This is a genomic window from Leifsonia sp. YAF41 (assembly GCF_052113185.1).
Lineage (GTDB): Bacteria > Actinomycetota > Actinomycetes > Actinomycetales > Microbacteriaceae > Cryobacterium.
This window is the reverse complement of sequence record NZ_JBFRCS010000007.1, coordinates 1-22606: the sequence shown is the minus strand read 5'-3', so window position 1 is coordinate 22606 and position 22606 is coordinate 1. Positions and strand designations below refer to the sequence as shown.

The 22606-nt window shown below is 64.9% G+C and carries 24 protein-coding genes; 15 read left to right on the top strand and 9 right to left on the bottom strand.

The window, feature by feature from the left end; translation table 11 throughout:
* Positions 1–112: 112 nt before the first annotated feature.
* Positions 113–1477, bottom strand: a complete 1365-nt coding sequence (locus AB4Y63_RS07910) for a carboxypeptidase regulatory-like domain-containing protein (RefSeq protein WP_441790506.1) — start codon at positions 1475–1477, stop codon at positions 113–115.
* A gap of 308 nt (positions 1478–1785) precedes the next feature.
* Between AB4Y63_RS07910 and AB4Y63_RS07905 the strand changes: the two genes are divergently transcribed.
* Entirely contained in the window at positions 1786–3345 is a 1560-nt protein-coding gene (locus AB4Y63_RS07905; protein WP_441790505.1) for an acyl-CoA synthetase, read from the top strand.
* Positions 3346–3391: 46 nt separating this feature from the next.
* Here the strand turns inward: AB4Y63_RS07905 and AB4Y63_RS07900 are convergent, their stop codons facing one another.
* Positions 3392–3883: a MarR family winged helix-turn-helix transcriptional regulator gene (locus AB4Y63_RS07900; RefSeq protein ID WP_441790504.1), complete on the bottom strand. Its 492-nt coding sequence runs from the start codon at positions 3881–3883 to the stop codon at positions 3392–3394.
* Positions 3884–4034: 151 nt separating this feature from the next.
* Here AB4Y63_RS07900 and AB4Y63_RS07895 point away from each other — a divergent pair, with 151 nt between their 5' ends.
* From AB4Y63_RS07895 to AB4Y63_RS07850, 10 genes are all read left to right on the top strand, one after another.
* Positions 4035–4976, top strand: coding sequence for an SDR family oxidoreductase (locus AB4Y63_RS07895; RefSeq protein ID WP_441790503.1), 942 nt, complete (start codon positions 4035–4037; stop codon positions 4974–4976).
* 2 nt (positions 4977–4978) lie between these two features.
* Positions 4979–5863 (top strand): amidohydrolase family protein, encoded by an 885-nt coding sequence (locus AB4Y63_RS07890; RefSeq protein WP_441790502.1) that lies wholly within the window; start codon positions 4979–4981, stop codon positions 5861–5863.
* Complete coding sequence (locus AB4Y63_RS07885) at positions 5863–7065, top strand: acyl-CoA dehydrogenase family protein (protein WP_441790501.1); 1203 nt, start codon at positions 5863–5865, stop codon at positions 7063–7065. Before AB4Y63_RS07890 ends, AB4Y63_RS07885 begins: the two co-directional genes overlap by 1 nt.
* A gap of 116 nt (positions 7066–7181) precedes the next feature.
* The gene (locus tag AB4Y63_RS07880) at positions 7182–7637 is read left to right on the top strand and encodes a MaoC family dehydratase (RefSeq protein WP_441790500.1); all 456 of its coding nucleotides are present in this window, start codon (positions 7182–7184) and stop codon (positions 7635–7637) included.
* 74 nt (positions 7638–7711) lie between these two features.
* On the top strand, positions 7712–8218 hold the full coding sequence (locus tag AB4Y63_RS07875; protein ID WP_441790499.1) for a DUF3237 domain-containing protein: 507 nt from the start codon (positions 7712–7714) through the stop codon (positions 8216–8218).
* 156 nt (positions 8219–8374) lie between these two features.
* Entirely contained in the window at positions 8375–8728 is a 354-nt protein-coding gene (locus tag AB4Y63_RS07870) for a PadR family transcriptional regulator (protein WP_441790498.1), read from the top strand.
* A complete protein-coding gene (locus tag AB4Y63_RS07865; RefSeq protein ID WP_441790497.1) occupies positions 8725–9483 on the top strand; it encodes a hypothetical protein in 759 nt (252 codons plus the stop codon). Before AB4Y63_RS07870 ends, AB4Y63_RS07865 begins: the two co-directional genes overlap by 4 nt.
* Positions 9480–10040, top strand: a complete 561-nt coding sequence (locus AB4Y63_RS07860; protein ID WP_441790496.1) for a hypothetical protein — start codon at positions 9480–9482, stop codon at positions 10038–10040. Before AB4Y63_RS07865 ends, AB4Y63_RS07860 begins: the two co-directional genes overlap by 4 nt.
* A 57-nt stretch (positions 10041–10097) precedes the next feature.
* The gene (locus AB4Y63_RS07855) at positions 10098–10700 is read left to right on the top strand and encodes a hypothetical protein (RefSeq protein WP_441790495.1); all 603 of its coding nucleotides are present in this window, start codon (positions 10098–10100) and stop codon (positions 10698–10700) included.
* 76 nt (positions 10701–10776) lie between these two features.
* Positions 10777–11361, top strand: a complete 585-nt coding sequence (locus tag AB4Y63_RS07850; protein ID WP_441790494.1) for a hypothetical protein — start codon at positions 10777–10779, stop codon at positions 11359–11361.
* Between the two features lie 10 nt (positions 11362–11371).
* Here the strand turns inward: AB4Y63_RS07850 and AB4Y63_RS07845 are convergent, their stop codons facing one another.
* Positions 11372–11956, bottom strand: a complete 585-nt coding sequence (locus AB4Y63_RS07845) for a helix-turn-helix domain-containing protein (RefSeq protein ID WP_441790756.1) — start codon at positions 11954–11956, stop codon at positions 11372–11374.
* Between the two features lie 146 nt (positions 11957–12102).
* On the opposite strand from AB4Y63_RS07845, the gene speB reads away from it, so the two are divergent.
* Both speB and AB4Y63_RS07835 read left to right on the top strand, forming a co-directional pair.
* Positions 12103–13056, top strand: coding sequence for an agmatinase (gene speB, locus AB4Y63_RS07840; protein ID WP_441790493.1), 954 nt, complete (start codon positions 12103–12105; stop codon positions 13054–13056).
* A 202-nt stretch (positions 13057–13258) separates the two neighbouring features.
* Positions 13259–14059 (top strand): DUF805 domain-containing protein, encoded by an 801-nt coding sequence (locus AB4Y63_RS07835; protein WP_441790492.1) that lies wholly within the window; start codon positions 13259–13261, stop codon positions 14057–14059.
* 113 nt (positions 14060–14172) lie between these two features.
* On the opposite strand, the gene AB4Y63_RS07830 is transcribed toward AB4Y63_RS07835, so the two are convergent.
* From AB4Y63_RS07830 to AB4Y63_RS07805, 6 genes are all read right to left on the bottom strand, one after another.
* Positions 14173–14820: an SDR family NAD(P)-dependent oxidoreductase gene (locus AB4Y63_RS07830; RefSeq protein ID WP_441790755.1), complete on the bottom strand. Its 648-nt coding sequence runs from the start codon at positions 14818–14820 to the stop codon at positions 14173–14175.
* 82 nt (positions 14821–14902) lie between these two features.
* On the bottom strand, positions 14903–16321 hold the full coding sequence (locus AB4Y63_RS07825) for a DUF6421 family protein (RefSeq protein WP_441790491.1): 1419 nt from the start codon (positions 16319–16321) through the stop codon (positions 14903–14905).
* 185 nt (positions 16322–16506) lie between these two features.
* On the bottom strand, positions 16507–17355 hold the full coding sequence (locus tag AB4Y63_RS07820; RefSeq protein WP_441790490.1) for an SDR family NAD(P)-dependent oxidoreductase: 849 nt from the start codon (positions 17353–17355) through the stop codon (positions 16507–16509).
* On the bottom strand, positions 17352–18080 hold the full coding sequence (locus AB4Y63_RS07815) for an SDR family NAD(P)-dependent oxidoreductase (RefSeq protein ID WP_441790489.1): 729 nt from the start codon (positions 18078–18080) through the stop codon (positions 17352–17354). The genes AB4Y63_RS07820 and AB4Y63_RS07815 overlap by 4 nt, the downstream gene beginning before the upstream one ends.
* A gap of 16 nt (positions 18081–18096) precedes the next feature.
* The gene (locus AB4Y63_RS07810; RefSeq protein WP_441790488.1) at positions 18097–19464 is read right to left on the bottom strand and encodes an MFS transporter; all 1368 of its coding nucleotides are present in this window, start codon (positions 19462–19464) and stop codon (positions 18097–18099) included.
* A gap of 48 nt (positions 19465–19512) precedes the next feature.
* On the bottom strand, positions 19513–20436 hold the full coding sequence (locus tag AB4Y63_RS07805; protein ID WP_441790487.1) for an alpha/beta hydrolase: 924 nt from the start codon (positions 20434–20436) through the stop codon (positions 19513–19515).
* Between the two features lie 139 nt (positions 20437–20575).
* On the opposite strand from AB4Y63_RS07805, the gene AB4Y63_RS07800 reads away from it, so the two are divergent.
* Positions 20576–21505 carry a LysR family transcriptional regulator gene (locus tag AB4Y63_RS07800; RefSeq protein ID WP_441790486.1) on the top strand — a complete coding sequence of 310 codons (930 nt, stop codon included), beginning with the start codon at positions 20576–20578 and terminating at the stop codon, positions 21503–21505.
* Between the two features lie 50 nt (positions 21506–21555).
* Entirely contained in the window at positions 21556–22287 is a 732-nt protein-coding gene (locus AB4Y63_RS07795; protein ID WP_441790485.1) for a DNA alkylation repair protein, read from the top strand.
* The last annotated feature ends 319 nt before the right edge of the window (positions 22288–22606 follow it).

Genomic DNA, 22606 nt, shown 5'->3' with positions numbered 1-22606 from the left:
CTCCGGATGCTGGTGGGCGACGATTCGAGCGCACGCGTGGGAATTTCACGCGCCTAGGCACGCAAAAGGGGGCCCGGCCAAATGGCCGGGCCCCCTTTTGTACTACGAGTGGTTAGACGTGCGCGCGACGGCGACGCACGGCAACCAGCGCGCCACCGAGCAGCAGAAGCAGCGCGGAAGCGGTGATCGGTACAACAGCGTTAGAACCGGTCTCGGCGAGCACTGCAGAGACACTGATCGCAACGCTCGACACGGTGCCGGTGAACTGCCCGACGACGACGAGCGTGTGCGAACCAGCGGCCAGCTGACCGAGCACCTTGGCGCTCAGGGTGACCTGTGCGACGCCGTTCACGACCGGGAAGGTGCCGACACTGATCGGCGACGAGTACAGGAAGACGTCAACGAAGTCGTCACTTCCGGCGAACGGCACGTTGGCGGTGTAGCTCTTGGTCGGGTCCAGGGCGCCAGCCGGCAGGCCGACGGAGGTCTGGGACGCCGGCGTGGAGCCGTTGGCCTCAAGGAATGCGGCGAGCTCGGAGGAGTTGGCGACCGGCGGGGCTGCGATCGGCAGCTGCGGGGCGTCGGTGAAGGCGGGCTCGGAGTATCCGTCAGCGAAGCCGTCGAGGTGGCCGATGGCCTGCACCCAGATTCGCTTGTTCACGATGTCGGCGGTCACCGGCAGCGTCGATGCGTTGGCACCCTCGATGTCGCCCGAGTTCTGAGCGTAGGGTCCGACGGCGCCCCACGCGTAGCTGAACGTGGTGCCTGCAGGCCAGCCAGCCGTGACAGCGGTGAGCGTGCTGCCAACGGCGTGGGTGCCGGTGATCGTGACGGTGCCGGCGGTCAGGTTGGCCAGGAGCTCGACCGACACGGTGACGTCTGCGTCAGTGATCGGGGCAGCAATGACCTTTGTTCCGTAGCCCTCTGCTGAAATGGTCAGCGAAAGGTCAGCGCTCGGGTCGAGGCGCTCAAACGTGAAGTTTCCTTCTGCGTCAGGCTCGGTCTGCCACGGCGAGGATCCCGCAATGCCGGAGAGCACAATGGTGGGGGCGAAGGCCGGGTTGGCGTCCTTGGCCGTGACCACGCCGCTGATCGAGTACGTCGCGGGTGCTTCGGGCTCGTCGGCAAAGAGGGTAGTCGGGCCGAGGTCAATGTCTGCGCTCGGCATGGACACCGTGGCGACCACGGCTTGGTATCCCTCTGCGTCAAGCGTCACGCTGAGTGTGCCCGGCTCCACCGACAGGGAGAATACGCCGTTCGCATCGGTGAGGGTCGACGGACCGCCTTCGACCGTGACGTCGGCTCCTTCCAGGGGTGCGTCAGTGTCCTGGGCGAGGACTGACCCGGTCAGGGTATAGGTGGTGACCTGCACGGCCGATGCGGGCGCGGCGGCCGCGAGGGAGAGCCCGCCGACCATGGCGAGGCTCACACCCAGGGCGGCAAGGCGGCGCAGGCCGCTGATGGGAGTTTTTTTCACGTTTCTCGATACCTCAGACTTTGGTCATCATGGAAGAAATTCAGGAAGTGGAGGACCGAGTCGCACACGGCCAGGGCGCCCCCGCGGGCCGATGGGTTGGTGAACGAAGATATCTCCAGCCGAAGGCTAGCGGTCGGCCGGTCGCGACGCGCCGCGGCGCCCCGTAGTGGGGGTGGGCAATGTGCGATTTTGCTTAGATCATTGACTTTTTCAATTATTAACTTTACGTTGTAGATTCCACTGTGCGCCGTCGTGCACGCGGCGTTGTCTGATGGTGCCAATGAGGCCACAAGCGTGAAGGGTTTCGGATGTCGAACCAAGGACTGGGGTCATGGATCGATCGCCGCCGCATCAAGTCGGCGGAGGCGACCGCACTCGTCTTCGGTGAAAACACACTCACCTATGCGGATCTCGCCGACCGGATCGACCGTCTGGCCAACGCGCTGGCCGTGCGCGGCGTCACCGCGGGTTCCCGCGTGGCCTACCTCGGCGAGAATCACCCTGCGTTTCTCGAAACACTCTTCGCAGTCGCGAACCTCGGCGCCATTTTCGTGCCCCTCAATTCGCGCCTTGCCGCTCCTGAGATCAATTTCGCACTGGCCGATTCCGGCGCGAGCGTGTTGATCCACGCGCAAGCGCTCTCCGTGCTCGCCGTCGGCGGCGCCGCAGATTCCGCCGTCGACCATCGCATCGTCATCGGTGAAAAGGGCGAGGAGCCGCTGCAGGTCGTTCCCGACACCCACGACGTGTGGCCAGAGACGTTCGACGACATCGTGGCGGAGGCATCCGCAGAACGGCGAACCGCCGAGGTCTCGCTCGACGATCCGGCGATGATTCTCTACACCTCCGGCACCACCGGCCGGCCGAAGGGAGCACTGCTCACGCACGGCAACCTCACCTGGAACTGCTTCAACGTGATCGTCGATTACGACATCGTCAGCACGGATGTCTCGATCATGATTTCGCCGATGTTCCATGTCGCGTCACTCGGCATGGGGGTGCTGCCGACGCTGCTCAAGGGCGGAACGGTCGTGCTCGAGCCTCGGTTCGACCCCGCGCGCACCCTGGCTTTGATCGCCCAGCACCGCGCCACGATGATCAGCGGAGTGCCGACGACCTTTCAGATGCTCTGCGAGCACCCCGACTGGGAGACAACCGACATCTCATCGCTGCACAAGCTCACCTGCGGGGGCTCCCCTGTTCCACTGCGCGTGCTCGAGGCCTATGAGGAACGCGGTCTGGCCTTCTCGGGCGGATACGGAATGACGGAGACCGCGCCGGGCGCCACGAGCCTCGCGCCCGCCCGGAGTCGCGACAAGGCCGGATCGGCCGGGTTGCCGCACTTCTTCACCGAACTGCGGATCGTCGGCGACGACGGCTCGCTCGTCGATGTCGGCACCGTCGGCGAGATCCAGCTGCGCGGCCCCAACGTCATCGCCGAATACTGGCACCGGCCGGAGGCGAGCCGTGACGCGTACGCCGACGGGGAGTGGTTTCGCTCGGGCGATCTCGGCTCTCTCGACGCCGACGGCTATCTGTTCATTGCCGATCGGCTCAAGGACATGATTATTTCCGGCGGCGAGAACATCTACCCGGCCGAGATCGAACAGTTGATCGGCACTCTGGATGCCGTCAGCGCCGTTGCCGTGATCGGCCTGCCCGACGACACCTGGGGCGAAGTGCCCTGCGCCGTCGTGACGCTGCGGCCGGGGATGCAACTCGAGCTGGCCGACATCCGTTCGCTGCTCGAGGGCCGTCTCGCGCGCTACAAGATTCCGAAGCGCCTGGTCGTCATGGATGAGCTGCCGCGCACCGCGAGCGGCAAGGTTCGAAAGGCGGACCTGCGCGCGCGCTACGCGAGAGGTTGACCGCGGCTGGAGAGGTGCCGTCGGGGTGCCGCGCCATGTGGCGCGTCTACTCGAAGGCGACGCGTGTCAGCAGGTCGCGCAGCTGTTCGCGCTCTGCCGTGCTGAGCGCGGCAAGTGATTGTTCCTCTGCCGTGCGCACGGCTTGCCTGGCTTCGTCATACAGCGCCTCGCCGGCCGGTGTGGCGCTGATTCCCTTCGACCGGCGATCGCGGGGGTCGGCCACTCGGGCGACGAGATCGCGCTGCTCGAGCTGATCGACCAGTGCCACGATCTGGCTGGGGTCGAGGCTGAGAAACTCGGCCATCTCCCGTTGCGACGGCGCTAGGCCGCTGCAGGCGAGAGCAAGCACTGAGTAGGAGCGGACCTTCAGCTCGAGCGGGGCGAGCAAGGTATTCGCCCGGCCCGTACCCACCGACCGAGCGCGTGCGGTGAGGAATTCGATCTCATCGGTGAGATCGGAGGCCAGCAGCCGTGACGGAGTACTGGGCGCCGAGCCAGAGCGCACTGCCGGGGCCGGCGGGATGGGTAGCGCGTGCACGAGACCTCACAATATGGATGGACTTATTAATCATTGACATTTTCAAGTATTTACGTTGTCATTGATCTAAATCAAGTGTTCACTACGAATCACCGCAGAGCAACCCGCACACGTCGGGGGGCCGCGCACCGTCACCCCGAGGAGTCTGGCCATGCTGCTGGCAGAAAAAGTCGCGATCGTCACCGGAAGCGGTCGGGGCCTCGGCCTCGCCTACGCCCAGGAGCTTGCCCGTCAGGGCGCGGCAGTCGTCGTGAACGACGTCGATGCCGCGGTGGCCGAGCAGGCCGTCGCAAGCATTGAAGCGGCCGGCGGCCGCGCCGTGGCCGTGGTGGCTCCGGTCGGCAGCTCCGAAACCGCGCAGCAGCTCGTTGACGCGGCGGTCGGGAACTTCGGTCGCCTCGACATCCTGGTGACCAACGCCGGCGTGCTGCGCGACACCGTGCTCTGGAAGATGAGCGACGACGACTTCGACGCCGTCATCAACGTGCACCTGCGCGGCACCTTCACCTGCGTGCGCGCCGCAGCCATCCGTTTCCGGGAGCAGGGCGAAGGCGGGCGCATCATCTGCATCGGCTCGCCGACCGGGCAGCGCGGCAACTTCGGCCAGACCAACTACGCGGCGGCCAAGGCCGGCATCGTGGGCATGGTGCGCACCTGGGCACTCGAGCTGGCCCGCGCCAACGTCACCGTCAATGCCGTGATTCCGGTGGCCGCCACCGCGATGACCGAGACGGTTCCCTTCTTCCAGAAGGCCGTCGAAGCCGACAAAAGGGGCGAACCGATGCCCGCGTTCTTCCGCCACGACCTCGGTTTCGGCACCTCAGACGACGTCGCCGGACTGGTTTCCTTCCTCGCCTCCGACGCCGCCTCGCTGATTTCCGGCCAGGCCATCGGCGTCGGCGGCGACCGCGTGCAGCTCTGGTCGCACCCCGAGCCCGTCGTCACCGAATACAAGACGGGCGGTTGGGCGGCTGACGATCTGGCCGCAACCTTCTTCGACCAGTTCGGCGAGAAATTGCAGACCGTCGGCGAGAACTTTCCGCCGCTGCCCGCTGAACTGCAGCCCGAGGCGCCGGCCGGCGGAGCGCGCTAGCCATGGTCTACCAGCTGGGTCTCGATCTGCCGAACGTGGTCGCGATCGACACTCACGTTCACATTGAGATCGACGATCACGGGCACAACGCCCTGCCGCCCACGCTGGTCGACGCTGCGAGCAAATACTTCAAGGCCGATACGAAACGGCCCGGCCTCGATGAGATCGCCGAGATCTACCGCGAACGCCAGATGGCCGCAGTGGTCTTCACGGTCGACGCCGAGATCGCGCTCGGACACGCGCCGAACAGCAGCGAAGAGATCGCGCGCGGTGCGGCACGCAACAACGATGCGCTGATTCCGTTCGGTTCGGTTGATCCGAACCGGGCGGATGCCGCGGATCGCGTGCGCCGTCTGGTCGACGACTTCGGCGTGCGCGGGTTCAAGTTCCACCCGACGGTGCAGAACTTCGACCCCAGCTCTCCGGAGTTCTACCCGCTCTACGAGACGCTGCAGTCGCTCGGCCTGCCGGTGATCTTCCACACCGGCCAGACCGGGATCGGCTCCGGACTGCCCGGCGGGTTCGGCCTCAAACTGCGCTTGTCGAACCCGATGCTGCTCGACGACGTGGCCGCCGATTTTCCCCAGTTGCAGATCGTGATGGCGCATCCGTCGGTGCCCTGGCAAGACGAAGCGCTCGCCGTGGCCACCCACAAGGCCAACGTCTGGATCGACCTGTCGGGCTGGTCTCCCAAGTACTTTCCCGAGAACCTGGTGCGGCACGCGAACTCGTTGCTGCAGGACAAGGTGCTCTTCGGCTCCGACTTTCCGCTGATCACCCCCGACCGGTGGCTGGCCGACTTCGCCGCGCTCACGATCAAAGACGCGGTGCGCCCGAAGATTCTGAAGGAGAACGCCGTGCGCCTCTTGGGTCTGCGGGCCGGTTGATGTCCCCGCACGCTTCCTCGGCTCCGGTGTCGGACCTTCGCCGGCCGGACGCCGACCCGTATGGGTTTGCCCAGCTGCTCAGCGACGCCGAGCGCGCCGTGCTGGCTCGGTTGCGGGGTGTGCTCGACTCGCAGGTGCAACCGCTGCTGGCCGACTACTGGGAGCGCGGCGAGTTTCCGCACCAGGTCATCGCCCCGCTGATCGATCTTGACCTGATGGCGCCGCCCGAATTCAATGGGGCGACGCCTCGCGGCCTCTATGCGGGATTTCGCAATTTCGAGCTGGCCAAGACGGATGCCTCGATCGCGACGTTCTACAACGCGCAGTCCGGGCTGTTCCGCACGGCGATCAACCGGGGCGGGAGCGCCGAACAAGCAGCGCGCTGGGACCCACTCGTGCGCTCATTCGGGCTCACGGGTGTCTTCGCACTGACCGAGCCCGATCACGGTTCCGATATCGCCGGCGGCCTGGAAACCAGCGCCCGCCGGGTCGGCGACGGCTGGGTGCTGAGCGGCCGGAAGCGGTGGATCGGCGGCGCCGACACCGCCGAGTATCTCGCCGTCTTCGCGCGCGATGAGGCTGACCGCAAGGTCAAGGCATTTCTCGTGCGGCGGGATGCCCCCGGCGTCACGTTGACGAAGATCGAGCGCAAGACCGCGCTGCGCATCATGCAGAACTTCGACGTGACGCTCAACGACGTGCAGGTCGCCGAAGAGTTTCGCCTGCAGAACGTGAACTCCTTCGCCGACGTAGCGGCGATGCTCGGACGGATGCGCTCCGACGTCGCCTGGATCGCAACCGGCGTGCAGGCCGGAGCCTACGAAGCCGCGGTGAACTATGTGGCCAGACGCGAGCAATTCGGCCGGCCACTCGCCAGCTTTCAGCTCATTCAGGAGAAGTTGGCCGTCATGCTGGCCAACGTCACTGCGTGCCTCGCGCTCGTCGTGCGCCTCACCGAGCGGCAAGACGCCGGCGAGTTCCGGGACGAGGACTCGGCGCTGGCCAAGATGTTCACCGGCCTGCGGCTGCGCGAGACGGTGGCCCTGGCCCGCGAGGTCGTCGGCGGCAATGGCATCACCCTCGACACCGATGTCGCCCGGTTTCACGCCGATGCCGAGGCGATCTACACCTATGAGGGCACGCACGAGATCAACGCGCTCGTTCTCGGCCGGGCCATCACCGGGATCGGCGCGTTTCGCTAGAGCGTGCCGCCTCGACCGGCTGGCGGCTTGACCGGCCGGGCCAGGCGCATCCGTCACCTCACTCCAATTTCGACACTTCTCCGTCCGCTTCATCCAACCCACAGCAAAGGAACACCATGGCTACCACCACCGTCAGCTTCGACGAACTGACCGCTCTCGAAGGCCGCGAACTCGGCTACACCGACTACCGCGAGGTCACCCAGCAGCAGATCAACACCTTCGCGGATGCGACGGATGACCACCAGTGGATCCACACCGACCCCGTTCGCGCTGCTGACGGCCCGTTCGGTGCGCCGATCGCCCACGGCTTTCTGACCCTGTCGCTGGCCATCCCGTTTTGGACCGAGCTGCTCGACGTGACCGGTGTGGCCACCAAGGTCAACTACGGCCTCGACAAGGTGCGCTTTCCGGCGCCGGTGAAGGTGGGCTCGCGCATCCGGATGAGCGCCACCATCGCGACGGTGACCGAGATTCCCGGCGGCGTGCAGATCGGCGTCGACCAGGCGATCGAGATCGAGGGCGGCACGAAGCCGGCCGTCGTTGCGCACGGGCTGTACCGCTTCTACGCGTAAGTGCTCACCCAGTCGCTCACTCACCGGCTCACTCAATCACCGGTTCACTCAAACGCTCGAAAGGAAGCTCAGCGATGAATGCAATTGACCACGCAGCCCAGGAGAAGGCCGTGCTCGGTGCAACCGGCGACTCGGTGTCGCTGCGATTCGCCCTGACGATCGTCGCCGAGATCGCGCCGGAGATTCTGCTCCAGAAGCGCGACCGCGAGTCGACGATCTTCTATCCGATCACCGGCGGCCGGGTCAGCGGCGATGTCGTCGGAACGGTGCTTCCGGGCGGCGGGGACTGGGCGACCGCGCGCTCGGACCAGACCATGAACGTGGAGGCGCGCTATCAGTTCGCCACGGAATCGGGCGCGATCGTCGACGTCTTCAACGTGGGAGTGCTGCGGCACTGCGACCCGGACGCCGCGGTCATCGACTACTTCGTCACCGCGCCCGTGTTCCGCACCGCGGAGCCGAGGCTGCAGTGGCTGACCCGGTCGGCGTTCGTCGGCAACGCCCGCGAACTCGGTGGCGACATCGTGATCGACGTCTACGAGGTCGTCACGGATGCTGAGGAGCGCACGCACGCTGGGTGAACGCATGCACGCTGTGGTTCAGCTGTGGAGGCATCCGTATCGCCGGGAGCGACGCGGGTGCCCACAGCTGAACCGCAGCGACGCTGCGAAAGGCGGAATTGCCTGGTTGAGAAACTGCCTCTTGTTTAAAGGAACCTATCTTCCTATAGTTTTCTCATGGCTCGACGACGTCCTGGAACACTGCTCCCCCTCGAACTCAACATCTTGGAGGCCGGGCTGGCTTTGCATGCTGCAGATGGCGACTTCTACGGATTCGCGCTGGCCCGCCAGCTCTCAGGGCGTGCTGACGGATCCGGGCTGACCTCCCACGGCACCCTCTACAAGGCACTCGCCCGCATGACCGAGGCTGGCCTGTTGCAGACCGAGTGGGAGGATGCGGCCATTGCCGAGGCCGATGGCCGGCCGCGCCGACGCCTCTATCGGGTCACCGGTGAGGGCGAGATCGCATTCCGCCGGGCGAGTGCGGATGCCCCCGCGGCAGTGATGCTGGGGCGAACGGCCTTCGCGTGAGCGCCTCACGCACGCTCGAGTACCACCGCTCGGTGAGCCGAGTGGCGAAGTGGTGCGCGTGGTACACGCGGGGACTCTCCCCGACGGTGGCCGAGGCCCGTCGCGAAGAGATCGCATCCGATCTCTATGAGCACGGTGCTTTCGCCGACGAGATCGACCTCCCGCCGCGTCGGCTCGCACGCGCGATCCTGCTTCGCGCCGCGCTCGGCGCTCCCGCCGACCTGTCCTGGCGCCGAAACCAGACGCGCCCTGCCACCACTGCTGAGGGTGCGCTGGCTCAGGCGCTCGCCCGAGGCAAGCTGCCGGTGTTCGCCTACCTCATCTCGGCCGTGCTGTTTGTCTGGGGCGGCTTCGTCGTCACCCGCGTTGCAGTCTCGATGATGCGGGGTGAGTGGTGGCCGCAGAGCGATCTGGCGGCATCCGTGGTGCTGTCGAGCATGGCCTGCGGATGCGGGCTGCTGCTCCTGCGGCGCGCGCGCACGCGGTCGATCGGCGCACTCTGGTTGATGTTCGCCGTCTATGGCTTGGTTCGATACGGCGGGAAGGCGCTCGTCTATGCCAGTGCCACCTATTCTCACCTCGTCTTTACCGTGCCGGGCTGGAACACCTTGAACTTGGGTGTGATCGTCGGGCTGATGATCTTCTTTCTGGCGATGGCGATCTGGTGGTGGCCGAGCACATCCGTGCCACCGCCGACAACGTCGGCACTGCCAACGACACTTTCTGCACCGGCGAATGGGGAACAGGCCGCATGAAAGTACTGGGGGGAGCAGGCCGGCCGAGGTTCAGCGCGGTCGTGGCAATCGTGGGGATGACGATTGCCGGATTTTCGGTGGCCATGCTCGGGGCGGGAGCACTTCTCACCTCGGGCAGCGCTGAACTCGAAAGTTCGCGGAACGCGAGTGCAGGGCCGGCGTCTCCGGACACCGCATCCGCCGCACCGAGCGCGCCCGCCGCACCGAGCGGGCCAGACACCATGGAGGAGGCGCTGAATCAACCGTCGACCCCGCTGGTGACAGATCCGAAGGCGGTCGTCGACACGGACGCCGAACGGATCAGGTTCTCCGGCTTCGAAAAGGAGTGCATGCGAAGCAAGGGCTTCGACTGGAGGGATGCGGCGGTCGACCCGTTGCTCTCCAGCGAGGCTCCGCCCGGCAGCGTCAGCCGGACCGCAGGGCAGGAACCCGCCGAACTCGCGGCAGTGAACGACGCTCTCTTCGGTTCGACCGGCCAGGGCGACACCTACCGCTGGGAAGAAGCAGGCTGCCACGGCTATGCAGTGCATATGACAGGCAATGACGGCAACCACTAAGCACCAACCGGGCAGTCGTTGACGACTCGCGTCAGATTCTGAAGGGAACACGAAATCATGGGATACAAGAGAGCAGCGTTCACGACCGGGCTCACCCTGGGCTCCGTTGTGCTGGCCGCGGTAGCCCTGGGGCTGGGCGCCGCTTCCGGAAACGGTGACGCGGCATCCGACGTGTTGTCGTCGACGTCGACGTCGTCACCGAATCCGTCCCCGTCCGCGACCCTCGTGATCACGGAGCCCCTGGCTCCAGCAACCCCCGCACCGACCGCGACGCCGGGGGCGGAGGCGGTACCTGCGATTCCAGGAGCACCTGCGGTACCGGTGCCCCTGCCGGCGCCGCTGGTCATCGACCCGATGTCGGCGTCGTACAACCCGTACACCGACCCCAATAGCCCCGATTTCGTCTCGGAGTCTGACAAGAAGACCTGGCTGGCGTTGCAACAGGTCATTCGACAGTGCATGGCGGACAAAGGCTTCGAGTACCTGAACTGGGAGTGGTGGATGGGCGGCGACCCGCAGCCGAAGAACCTCAGCTATGACGCTGGCATCGCGTGGATCGTCGGGATGTACGGCGACGCGTATATGAATCCGACGGGCAACTGGGAAGAAAGCGGTTGCTCCGGCTACGCGCTGCACGTCACCGGCGACACCACTCACTAACCCACGCCGTTACAGGCCGCCGAATGCACGGTCACACCCGACTTCGTCGCAGCACGACCGACAAGGAATGAAGAGAATGAGAAGAAGACTGACGGGCATCCTCGCGTTCGGGGGAATCGGCATTGCTGTTGCGGCCAGCGTCTCGCTGGGAATTGGCGCCTTTGCGACAGAGTCTGGGCCGGGCGTGGATGCCGTGGCGACGCACGCAGCGAGCGCGACGGTCGAGAATCAGACGGATGCGTCAGCGGCGGCGGCTCCGTCGGCAGCGGCGACCCCGTTGCCAACAGTCGCTGCCGGACCGGGCGATCCGCTCTCAACGCCACCCGCAGCGCCCTCGACCGATTCGAGCGCAGCACCCGCGGACCAAGCAGGCGCAGGGCCTGTCGTGCTGACCGAGCGCCAGCAATGGCTCGTCTTCCAGGATGCGGTGCGCCAGTGCATGGCCGGCGAAGGTCAGGAATACCTCTACTTCGAGTGGTGGAACCCGGCCTACCAACAGGAGATCGGCGTGAACCTGGCGATGCCCCCTGGCCTGTCGACAGACGAGAAAGCGAGCTGGGAGCTGACGCTCAACGGCAACACGGGTGGCGGTGCTGACTATCACTGGGAAGATGCCGGCTGCTGGGGAATCACCGTGCAGCAGTTCGGCAACACGCACTAGCCCGGCGTGGTTAGCTCGAGCCGCTCCAGGCGGCCGGAACGATCGTCCAGATGACTTCGGTCTCGGCGGTCGACTCGTTCACCCAAGTATGCGGTTCTCGGCCGGCGATGGTCGTCGTGTCGCCCGCGGAGAGGTTGAGGGTTTGGTTGGCAAATCGAATGGATAGCTCGCCCGTCAATACATGCACGACCTCGACATCGCAGTTAATCGTATAGAGCTCGGTTGCGCCCGAGGAGTTCGGGTGCAAGGTCGAACGCAACACCTGCACCCCGGCCTCAGCGCGGGGAGTGAGCAGGCGCTCGATCGCGCCACTCCCGCCCATGTTGATCAAGGGGGCATCCGCGAGGGCGATGACCTCATTCGTCGGCGGCTCAAAGAGCGAGCCGACCGGAAGCGACAGAACCTGGCAGAGCGTCACGAGGGTGCTGACGCTCGGCGACGTTTCGTCACGCTCGATTCGGCTGATGAAGCCCTTCGTGAGGTCCGTGGCCTCAGCGACCTGCGCGATCGTGAGGCCTTGCGCCAGTCGAGTCGCGCGCAGTTTCGCGCCGATGGCGAGCGGCTCGCTCGATGGTGCCGGACGCAGTGGTCGCACAAGTTCCCCCAGCGGGTCGGTGGCTGTCCATTCACGAGTGATCGACATCCCAACAAGAGTATCTTCACTCGAAGAGTTGCTTGCTAAGCTTACTTTGTTGTCTCTGAGTAATCTTTTGTCTATCTGTCAGCGTCGAGAGTAGTTCTATGTCTTCCTCATCGTTTGTTGGTCCCACCGATTCAAGCAAGACTCCGCGCTACGCCGGGATCGCGACCTTTTCGCTCCTGCCGCGCCTCGAAGATGTGGACCGCGCAGACATCGCCGTCGTCGGGATCCCCTTCGATGGCGGAGTGAGCTACCGTCCAGGTGCTCGTTTCGGCCCGTCGCATGTGCGCGAGGCCTCGCGGCTGCTGCGTCCTTACAATCCGGTGCAAGACATTGAGCCGTACGCCACGCAGCAGGTGGTTGACGCCGGCGACATCGCGGCCAATCCGTTCAATCTCGAGGCCGCCGTCGCCGAGATCGAAGCGGGCGCGCACGCCCTCACCGAGCAAGGGATGCGGTTGGTCGTCATCGGCGGCGACCACACGATCGCCTTGCCGCTGCTGCGCAACGTCGTCGCCGAGCACGGACCGGTCGCAGTCATCCATTTCGATGCGCACCTCGATACCTGGGACACCTACTTCGGTGCGCCGGTGACTCATGGCACTCCATTCCGACGCGCGTCGGAAGAGGGCCTGATCGACCAGACCGCGAGCATCCATGTGGGAACGCGTGGGCCGCTGTATGGGCGCGAGGATCTCCGCGATGATGAGCGTCTGGGATTTGCCGTGATCGGCGCCCACGAATTCGAAACTGACGGGGTCACGGCGATCATCGAGCGCGTGCGGAAGCGTGTCGGCGACCGCCCGCTCTACGTGAGCATCGACATCGATGTTCTCGATCCGGCGCACGCCCCGGGAACCGGCACTCCCGAAGCGGGAGGCTTGACCAGCCGCGAGCTGCTGGCCGTGATTCGCAGCCTGGCCTCGCTCAACATCGTCGGCGCCGACGTCGTCGAGGTTGCGCCCGCCTACGATCACGCCCAGATCACCGCTGTCGCGGCATCCCACGTCGTGTACGAACTCATCTCGGCGATGGCCCCGCGCGCGTCGGTCTGAATGCGTCCGACTGATCCGTGCGAGCTGAGCGGCAAGCGAACTTCTGGGCCTGGTCTGGGCCTGTGGCCGCATTCGTTTTCGCTGCAGCACAGGGCGGGGTGGCAACGACGGACGACAGTTCGCCGTCGCTAGAGTTTGGTGGCCCGCATCGTTGATGATGGCGCCAGCGAGCAGACGCGGGCACAGGGCGGAGAGGCGCAGGATGACCGAGGCCACGTCCAACGTTCCCGCCGGCTGGTACATCGATCCTGAGGGCAGCGCTCAGCTGCGCTGGTGGGACGGGTCCGCCTGGACGAGCCACTACACACCGAATGTCGTGGCGGATGCACCGGCGCAGCAGACTGTGCGTGTTGCGGCAGCGGAGGTTCCTGCGCGACAGACGCAGGATGCGTATGGCCAGTTTGGGTCTGGGCAGTCCAACTGGACCCAGCCTGCGTACGACCAGTCGGCAAGCGGGCAGGGCGCGCAGGAACAATCCACGTTCGGCCAGTCCAGGTTTGGTCAGTCCACCGCGTACGGCCAGTCCGCTTTTGGACAGCCGACCAACGGGTATTCCCCTTTCGGCCAGTCGACCGCTGGGCAGGGTGCCTACGGCCAGACGAACCACGGGTACGCGCAGCGACCCATCACCGCTGCACCGCGGCTGACTTTCGGTGAATCGATTGTCACGGTCTTTCGCAAGTACGCCGATTTCAGCGGGGTCGCCAGTCGCTCCGAGTATTGGTGGTGGTACCTGTTCTCGACTGTGGTGACGATGCTTCTCTACGTGCCGATGTACTCCACCGATCCAGCGATCATGCTCCCGGCGTCACTCGTCATGCTCGTCTGGGCGCTGGGCACATTCCTGCCGCGTTTCGCCGTCACCGTGCGCCGTCTTCGCGATACCGGTCGCTCGTGGCTCTATTTGTTGTGGGGCTTCATCCCCTTCGGAGGCATCGTTCTCATCGTTTTCTTCTGCCAGGCATCGACCGGCTATGCCGGCGGTGGCGCGGGTCGTCGGTGATCGAGCTTGTCGAGATCTCAGAGGTCGACCTGCACCCGTGACTCGGGTTCAGAAATTGGGTCGTCGGGTCTCGACAGGCTCGACCAACGGGACAGGCTCGACCAACGGGGCAGCTATTCGCCGAGCCGCACCCGCGTGTTGTTGACGGATGCCGCATCCGTGTTCCAGAGGCCGACGACGTGGGTGGCCAGCTCGGCTTCCAGGCCCTCGAGCCCACGCACCACGAAGATGACCGCGGCCGCATCGGGGGCGGTCTTCGCGAATCCCTGCCCGACCGCGCGGGTCCACGTTTCGGCTGCCGCTTTCGCCGCGGCGTAGTTCGCTCCGCCGGGAGCCGGCTTGTCGACCGACGTGCTCGACACGATCGCGAGCCGGCCGGCCGGCGAGGCCAGCAGGTCGGCGTTGAACGCCCGCGTCGTGTTGCGGAGCGTCGTGATGACGTTGCGGTGCAAGAAATCCCAGTCGTCGTCGCTCTGGCCGGCGAGACCGCCGCCACCGCGCCATCCGCCCACCAGGTGAATCAATCCGTCGACGCCGCCATGCCCGTGCTCGGCTGCCCGGTCTCGAATCTCCGACGCCAGAGCCGTGACGGCCGCGAAGTCGGACAGGTCGCAGACGCGCGTGATAGCGCCGGGAACGTCGGCCGCGAAGGTGGCCAAACGTTCTGCGTTCGAGCCGACGGCTATCACCCTGGCTCCGGAAGCCCGAAGCGCGGTCGCCACCGCGACCCCGGCCGCGCTGGTCGCACCGGCAATGAGCACGGTGCGACCAGCGACGGTCGAGGCAGCGGTCGAGGCTGCAGCCGTCGAGTCAGGCGACCCGCCAGCTTTCCCCTCGGCGTTGTTAGTCACGAGCGGTGATGCCCTGGGTCGACTCGATGACCGTCTTCATCTTCTTGTCGAGCGCCTCGAAGAACATCGACAGTGGGAACTCGTCGTCCATCACCAGGTCGGTGTAGCCCTTCGGCGGACCGGCAAGCACCTCAATCGGGAGCCCGCGCGCCCAGACCGAGGCCGGGTTCGGCGTGAGCGTCTCGGCGATCATGTCGTAGGCGGCCAGCCAGTGCGCCTTCTTCGGGCGGTCAATCGACTTCCAGTACAGCTCGTCGATCTGGGCGCCGAGCGCGATGACGACATCCGGAACGGCGTCCCAGTCGAAGTCGAGCTTGGTGTCGGTCCAGTGCAGCACGTGGTGCTGGTGCATCCACGCGAACAGCAGCTGCCCGCCGAGGCCGTCGTAGTTGCGCACCCGGCTGCCGGTGATCGAGAACCGGAAGATCCGGTCGAAGATCACGCCGTACTGCACGAGCTTGGCGTGCTTGCGCGCCTCGGGGCTCGCGTTCTCGTCGCGCTCGATCTTCACCGATTCGCGGAATGCGGTGAGGTCGCAGCGCAGTTCTTCGAGCGAGTAGAGGAAGAACGGCATCCGCTGCTTGATCATGAACGGGTCGAACGGCAGGTCGCCGCGCATGTGCGTGCGGTCGTGGATGAGGTCCCACATGACGAACATTTCTTCGGTCAGGTGCTGGTCATCGAGCAGTACCGCCGCGTCTTCGGGCAGTTCGAGACGGGTGATCTCGGCCGCCGCTCGCACGACCCGACGGTACCGTGCGGCTTCGCGATCCTGGAAGATCGCGCCCCAGGTGAAGGTCGGAATCTCCCGCATCGCCACGGTCTCGGGAAAGAGCACGGCCGAGTTGGTGTCGTAGCCGGCCGTGAAATCGAGAAAACGAATCGGCACGAACAGCTTGTTCGTGTACTCCTCTTCGAGTTCGGCGATGAATTCGGGCCAGATGACCTCGATCAGCACGGCCTCGACGAAACGGTTCGTGCTGCCGTTCTGGGTGTACATCGGAAACACGACGAGGTGACGGATGCCGTCGGCACGGTGCTGCTGCGGCTGGAAGGCCATCAGCGAGTCGAAGAAGTCGGGCATGCCGAAGCGCGGAGACTCCTCTGATCCGGTGGCCCAGCGGGTGAAGTCCGCGACGAGCGCGCTGAGGTAGCCGGCATCGTGCGGGAACAGCGAGGCGAGTTCCTCGATGGCCTGGGTCAGCGTGGTGACCTGGGCCGTGGCATCCGTGTGGTCTGCCGGGTCGGGGATCGAGCCATCCTGGGTCTGAATGGCCTGCAGGGCCGTCGCGGCGTTCTTCAGGCGGAGCCAGGCGGGATGAGTTTCGACGTCGGCGGCCAGGTCGATGGTGCGGGCGTCTTCGACAACCTCGGGCTCACCGACCAGTGCAGATGCAATGTAATTCGACATGGGAACCTCCCGTCCTCGTTGATTGGCCGCAGTTGCAGCAAAGAGTGGCGCAGAAACTGCGCCACTCTTCAGGCTAGCGAGGGATGTCCAGCGTTTTCTTGCAGGCGTCTGCAGGAAAGCTGCGTCAGCCGCGCGTGGACGCGTCTTCTCGTCGGCTGCTGCCCGCCAAACGCCGTGCGCTCGCCCTACGCCTGCGGCTGACGGCTTGCGATCGTTCCGGTCTTGCGGCCAATAAACGAATAGATGCCGCCGCCGATCATTCCGCCATCGACCACGAGGTCGGTGGCAGTGATGAACGACGCGTTCGGCCCAAGCAAGAAAACCGCGGCGTCTGCTATTTCTTCAGGAGCTGCGCCTCGCCCGAGAGGCGTCATTTCCCGATTGCCCTCGTAGAACGCCGCGGCTTGGGTGGCGTCGTAGACGGCATTTGCGCCCATCGCCATCGCCGTGTCGACAAGCCCGGGGCAGATGGTGTTCACACGGATTCCCCGAGGCGCCAGCTCGATGGCTGCCGCCTGGGCGAGTCCGCGCACCGCCCATTTGCTTGCTGTGTACGCCGCGCTGAAGTAGCCGGTGAGGCCCGCCGTCGATGAAACATTGACGATCGCCCCGCCATCCTCCATCACATCAGCCAGGGCGCGGATGGCCAGAAAGCCGCCGGTCAGGTTGACTCGAAGGACGTGATCCCATTCCTGCAAAGTGGTCTCGGTCACCGTCTTTCGGAGCGTTATCCCTGCATTGTTGAGGAGGCCGGCAAGCGGCCGATCTGTTGACTCAATCGCGCTGAGCGCGCGATCCCAGGTCTGCTGCTCGGCCACGTCTCCCTCGAGCGGGACGAGCAGCGCGCCCGGGCACAGCCCGGCGCGCAGCTCATCCCAGTCAGCAGAATCGTCGGGAATCTGGTCGACGGCGATGACCGAAGCCCCCAGCGAGAGAAGCAGACGAACCGCGGCGGCACCCTGGCCACGCGCAGCGCCGGTCACCACGCAGGCCCGGCTGCCCCAATACGCTTCCGGAGTCTGTCGATCGGTCACGACGAGGCGATCCCACCGTCAACAAGCAGCACCTGTCCGGTGATATAGGAAGACTCGTCCGAGGCAAGATAAGCGATGGTCTGCGCGACCTCGCGAGTTTCTCCGAGGCGCCCCAGCGGTGAGCGCGCGGTAAACGCAGCCATCTGATCGGGATCCGCATGCATCCAAGCGCTCATCGGTGTGTCGATGTAGCCGGGGGCCACCCCGTTGACACGGATGCCCAATGGACCCCATTCGAGTGCGAGGCACGCGGTGAGATGCGCCACCCCCGCCTTCGCTGAGGCATAGTCGGCGCAGTTTGGTCTCGCTTTCACGCCCGCGTAGCTGGAGAGATTGATGATGCTTCCCGAACCCTGCACCGCCATATGGCGGGCCGCGGCTTGGGCGCCAAAGAATGTTGCTGTGAGATTGACACCGACGGTGCGCTGCCATTCCTCGACCTCGAGTTCCAGCGACGCCGTGCGGTTCAGCATCCCCGCATTGTTGATCCACACGTCGATTCGCCCGAATTCAGCGACGATTTCGTCGACGACAGCCCGGAGATTCTCTGTCTCTGTCACATCGACACGACGATAGGTGATTCCGGGGTGAAGCGCAGCCGGCGACGGCGAGCGGTCGATCCCAATGACCACCGCGCCGCGCCGCACGAGTTCCGCGCACGTGGCGGAGCCGATGCCGCCGGATGCGCCGGTGATGGCGACGACTTTGCCGGTGAGGCTATCCACTGGTGCTGCAGGCATATTAACGAATCCGCTTCGGGATGGACGTGCTCAGCTCGCCGATTTGGCTGAGGCTGAGGCCCTTGGTTTCTCGGATGAGGAGCCCGGCAACGACCGCGAGGAGGCCAAGGAAGGCGACCCACACTGAGAAGACCCACGAGATGCCGAGCGATGTCAGCCAGGTGTTGAGATAGGGCGCTGTTCCACCGAATATCGCCACCGACAGCGAGCTGAGGAAGCCGACGCCGAGCGCTCGGTGTTTGGTGGGCACCTGCTCGGCGATGATGGCGGGATAAATTGAGGCGATGATGGCCCACACGGCGAGACCGAGGCCCTGCGAGACGAACAAGGTCCACGGTTGGTCAGACAAAACCATGTTGACCGGGAACACGACCACCATCACGAGAATGCCGTAGGCCACGACCATGGGCTTGCGGCCGAATCTGTCGGCCAGATGTCCGAAGAACGGCAGCAGGCACAGTACGACGACCTGCGCGAGAAGGCTCGCAACGAAAGCACCATTCGGGTCCATGCCGTGCCGAGAGATCGCGAAGCTGGGCGCGAACGTGACCCAGGTGTAATAGGCCGCATTCGATGCTGCCGACAGCATGACAACCTTGGCAACGATCAACGCAATCTCGCGCCCGGAGAGCCTGGCCGACTTCGCGGATGCCGCGATGGTTTCAGATTCAGATTCATTCTTTTGCGCGGTGAAGACCGGTGATTCTTCGGCGGAGCGACGGAGGTAGAGCGCGTAGACGCCGAGGAGTGCGCCGATCGCGAAGCCGATCCGCCATCCGAAGTCCATCATCTGCTGGTCAGCGAAAATCGCGGTGAGGATGACGCCGGTGAACGTTGCGCCCATCACACCGACGGTGACGCTGATGAACACAGAGCTCGACCACAAACCCCGGTGTTTGGCCGGCGAGATCTCGGCCACGTAGGTGTACGAGACGCCGGATTCACCGCCGTGCGCCAGCCCCTGCAGCAACCGCGCGAAGAGCAACAGGGCCGAAGCCCAGACTCCGGCGGTCTCGTAGTTGGGAATCACTGCGATCAGCAGGCTTGCGGCGGCCATCGTGATCATCGTCAGAATGAGTGTTGACTTGCGACCGATCCGGTCGCCCAGCTTGCCGAACACGATGCCGCCGATGGGCCGGGCCACGAAACCAACAGCGAAGACGGCGAGTGTGGAGAGCAACGCCGAAGTCGGGTCGCCCGCCTCGAAGAAGTTTGCCGCCAGATAGACGGCGAACGTAGCGTAGAGGGTCCAGTCGAACCACTCAAGAACATTGCCCATGACGGCGGCTCGGAGCGACTTCAACCGCCATCGCAGTTCCTCCTTCGACATCTTCTCGGGTGCGGGGGATTCGGTCAGCAGGGAACTCATGGTCACTCCTTCGTGATCTTTCTGGTTGGGGAGAGCTAGTGGTGCGGTTTAGAGGTGGGTGGCGAACCACTCGGCCGCCGCCGCACTTGTTATGTCGAAATGCTGTTGGTAGACGGAGTAGTGACCGCCGTCGACAAGAAGCAGCTTCTTGGGTTCGCGGGCTCGCTGGTACGCGTCAAGCTGCATATCCGTCGGCGTTTGGAGGTCGGCTGTTGCGAGAATCATGAGCAATGGCGTGGGGCCGATGCGAGAGATCCAGCTGGCCGGCTCGTAGCTCCGGGCCGATTCGAGCGAACGCAGCGTTACTTCATTGCGCCACTCTGGCGTGCGCTTCGACTCGGCCATCATGTAGTCGTAGGAGTCGGCGCCCGGGTAGGCGACGTTTGCGCCCTCCGGGCCGACCGTCTGCATCGTCGCCGGGGCGGCTCCGTTGAGCCGGGCGAGGCGGTCGGCGTGAAAGGTCGCGCGGAGGGTGGCCAGCATCTCCGGATGTGTCTTGCGCAAGCCCGATTCGTAGCCGCTGATCGTGGGCGCTTGGCTCACGACGCAGCGTACCCGGCTGTCGGTCCCTGCAACGACGAGAACGTGTCCGCCGCTGTAGCTGCTTCCCCAGATTCCCATTCGGGTGGAGTCGACTTCTGCGCGTGAACCGAGATATGTGATCGCGGTTCGGTAGTCCTCGACCTGCCACGCGGGGTCGATCTCCTGACGCGGGGTTCCTCCGCTCTTGCCGAGCCGGCGGAAATCGAACGTCAGGCAGACGATGCCCCGCCGGGCGATGCATCGGGCGTAGTCTTCCAGGTCGCCACCCGCAACCATTCCCCAGCCATGCGCCAGTACGACACCAGGCGAGGACGCGCTCCGCTCGGACGGCATGTAGAGAGTTCCTCGAATGAGATCGCCGGCAAGCCCGAACTCCACGGACTGTGTGGTGAGCTGAGGCTCAGATTCGGCGCTGCGCGTGGGGATCACCGGGACTTCTTCCTTGAGGCCTGAATGTGTTGGAGAGCGCAAACTCAAGCGCTATCAATAGGGTCAACCATTCAATAATCATGATCAAGGAGAGAAACTTGGTCCATCATCCAATATTCTTGGTCAATGGGAGGTGGGAATGGAAACACGAAAACTTGACTGTTTCATCGCCGTCGCTCGCGACCTGCATTTTGGGCGCGCAGCTGAGCGGCTCTACATGAATCAATCAACTTTGTCAGAGTCGATCAGGTCGTTGGAACGTGAGATCGGCGGAACGCTTTTCGAGCGCACCAGCCGGCGCGTCGCGCTCACTCCCCTCGGCGATGCTCTGCTGAGGGAGATGGAACCGGCGCTGATCGCGCTCAACGGCTCGCTTCAGGAAGCGCAGCGACGCGCTCGCGGCGACAAGTTCGAACTTACCGTCGGCTATTTGGGCGGCGGTTTCTACGAGCTCAACGGTCCGATGGTCAGTGAATTTGAGCGCTTCCGTCCCGACGTGAAGATGCTGTTTCTCGAGCTGAGCTACCTCGATCAGATTGCCGCGATCTCAGATGGCACGGTTGACGTCGCCCTGGTCCGTCTCCCCGTTGGCCTACCCGACCTGCGCCGGGGAGCGATCCTGTTTCAAGACCCTCGGATGCTCGCGGTGCCGGCCGGACATCGTCTCGCGCAGTCGGGGCTTGTGGATCCCGAGGAGCTTCAATACGAACGAATGGTTCGTCTCCCGCCCGGAGCGGCAACCCCGGCGTGGAGTGCCTACCATTTTCCCCTGGCGACACCGTCGGGAGCTCCGATTCCGGCGGGCCCGATCATTCGCACCGTGCGGGAGGGCCTTGCCGCGGTTGAAGCCGGGCAGGGTGTCATGACAATGACCTGGCGGGCCCAGAACTACTTTCGCCAACCCGGAGTGACCTTCGTGGAGCTTGATCTCCCGCCGATTCAAAGCGCATTGGTCACACGAGCTGCCGATCATCGACCGATTCTCACTGACCTCGAAAACGCTGCCCGCAAGGCCGCGGCACGTATGGGAACGCTTCAACCTCAGGGTGAAGACCGGGTGACTGCCTAGCCCGGCTTGGCCAGACCCTGAGCCAGGCGACGCCGGCCTAGACTCGCGAAATGAGCAGTGCAGAGCAGGTGCAGTCGGCGTTGGCCGAGGTGTCGAATCCCGTCGACGCGATCGGTGCGGCCCGGTACTTCAAGTCCGGTCCGGGCGAGTATGGCGAGGGAGATGTCTTTATCGGGGTGCGCGTGCCGGCCCTGCGCCAGGCAATCAAACCGTTCGCCCAGCTGCCGCCTGGCGAGGTGCAACTGCTTCTCGACAGCCCGGTGCACGAGCACCGTCTGGCGGCCGTCCTGATTCTGGCCGGCCAGTTTCAGCGGGCGAGCAAGCCGCGAACGTTCGATGCTGGTGAGCGCACCCGGCTGTCCGACTTCTATCTGGCCGCGGTTCGCGCGGGCCGGGTCAACAATTGGGATCTCGTCGACTCGTCAGCTCCCACTTTGCTCGGCGACTTTCTCTTTGACCGAGACCGCGGAGTGCTCTTCGAGCTCGCGGCCAGCGACATCCTCTGGGAACGGCGCGCGGGGATGATTGCGACGCAGGGCCTCATCGGGCGGGGCGATGCGTCGACGACGCTCGAGCTGGCATCCGTTCTCCTCCCCGATCGCGCCGACCTGATGCAGAAGGCGGTCGGCTGGATGCTGCGCGAGGTGGGCAAACGGGTGGACCGGGCGCTGCTGCTCCAGTTTCTCGATGCGCATGCGGCCGAGATGGGGCGCACGGCGCTCAGCTATGCGACCGAGCATCTCGCGCCGGAGCTGCGCGCGGAGTATCGCGCGCGGAAGTGACGCTGATCTGGGCCGGTGGTCGAGCTTGTCGAGACCTCTGCCAGCCGATCCGTCAACCCAGGCCGTGTTTCTAACGTCGGAGATTCTGACGAATTCGGGCTTTTCGAGCCCGAGAATCCCCGGATTCTCAAAATTCTCCGCAGTTGCGAACGCGCCCGCCGGGTCGCCGACTAGCTGTACTGCCCAGGGACGTTGGTTGACTCGGTGTGACGACTCGCTGTAGTCATTGACGAAAGGGTGAGGGTCTCCGGTTCACAGTGGTGTTGCTTAGACATTCACTAAAACCAGGAGACCCTCATGTCCCACGCTAATGCTGCGC

Bases quoted from the DNA above. Each gene is read 5' to 3' on its own strand.
- AB4Y63_RS07905 (WP_441790505.1), top strand. From the start codon at position 1,786: ATGTCGAACCAAGGACTGGGGTCATGGATCGATCGCCGCCGCATCAAG.
- AB4Y63_RS07895 (WP_441790503.1), top strand. From the start codon at position 4,035: ATGCTGCTGGCAGAAAAAGTCGCGATCGTCACCGGAAGCGGTCGGGGC.
- AB4Y63_RS07890 (WP_441790502.1), top strand. From the start codon at position 4,979: ATGGTCTACCAGCTGGGTCTCGATCTGCCGAACGTGGTCGCGATCGAC.
- AB4Y63_RS07885 (WP_441790501.1), top strand. From the start codon at position 5,863: ATGTCCCCGCACGCTTCCTCGGCTCCGGTGTCGGACCTTCGCCGGCCG.
- AB4Y63_RS07880 (WP_441790500.1), top strand. From the start codon at position 7,182: ATGGCTACCACCACCGTCAGCTTCGACGAACTGACCGCTCTCGAAGGC.
- AB4Y63_RS07875 (WP_441790499.1), top strand. From the start codon at position 7,712: ATGAATGCAATTGACCACGCAGCCCAGGAGAAGGCCGTGCTCGGTGCA.
- AB4Y63_RS07870 (WP_441790498.1), top strand. From the start codon at position 8,375: ATGGCTCGACGACGTCCTGGAACACTGCTCCCCCTCGAACTCAACATC.
- AB4Y63_RS07860 (WP_441790496.1), top strand. From the start codon at position 9,480: ATGAAAGTACTGGGGGGAGCAGGCCGGCCGAGGTTCAGCGCGGTCGTG.
- AB4Y63_RS07855 (WP_441790495.1), top strand. From the start codon at position 10,098: ATGGGATACAAGAGAGCAGCGTTCACGACCGGGCTCACCCTGGGCTCC.
- AB4Y63_RS07850 (WP_441790494.1), top strand. From the start codon at position 10,777: ATGAGAAGAAGACTGACGGGCATCCTCGCGTTCGGGGGAATCGGCATT.
- speB (WP_441790493.1), top strand. From the start codon at position 12,103: ATGTCTTCCTCATCGTTTGTTGGTCCCACCGATTCAAGCAAGACTCCG.
- AB4Y63_RS07835 (WP_441790492.1), top strand. From the start codon at position 13,259: ATGACCGAGGCCACGTCCAACGTTCCCGCCGGCTGGTACATCGATCCT.
- AB4Y63_RS07825 (WP_441790491.1), bottom strand. From the start codon at position 16,321: ATGTCGAATTACATTGCATCTGCACTGGTCGGTGAGCCCGAGGTTGTC.
- AB4Y63_RS07810 (WP_441790488.1), bottom strand. From the start codon at position 19,464: ATGAGTTCCCTGCTGACCGAATCCCCCGCACCCGAGAAGATGTCGAAG.
- AB4Y63_RS07800 (WP_441790486.1), top strand. From the start codon at position 20,576: ATGGAAACACGAAAACTTGACTGTTTCATCGCCGTCGCTCGCGACCTG.
- AB4Y63_RS07795 (WP_441790485.1), top strand. From the start codon at position 21,556: ATGAGCAGTGCAGAGCAGGTGCAGTCGGCGTTGGCCGAGGTGTCGAAT.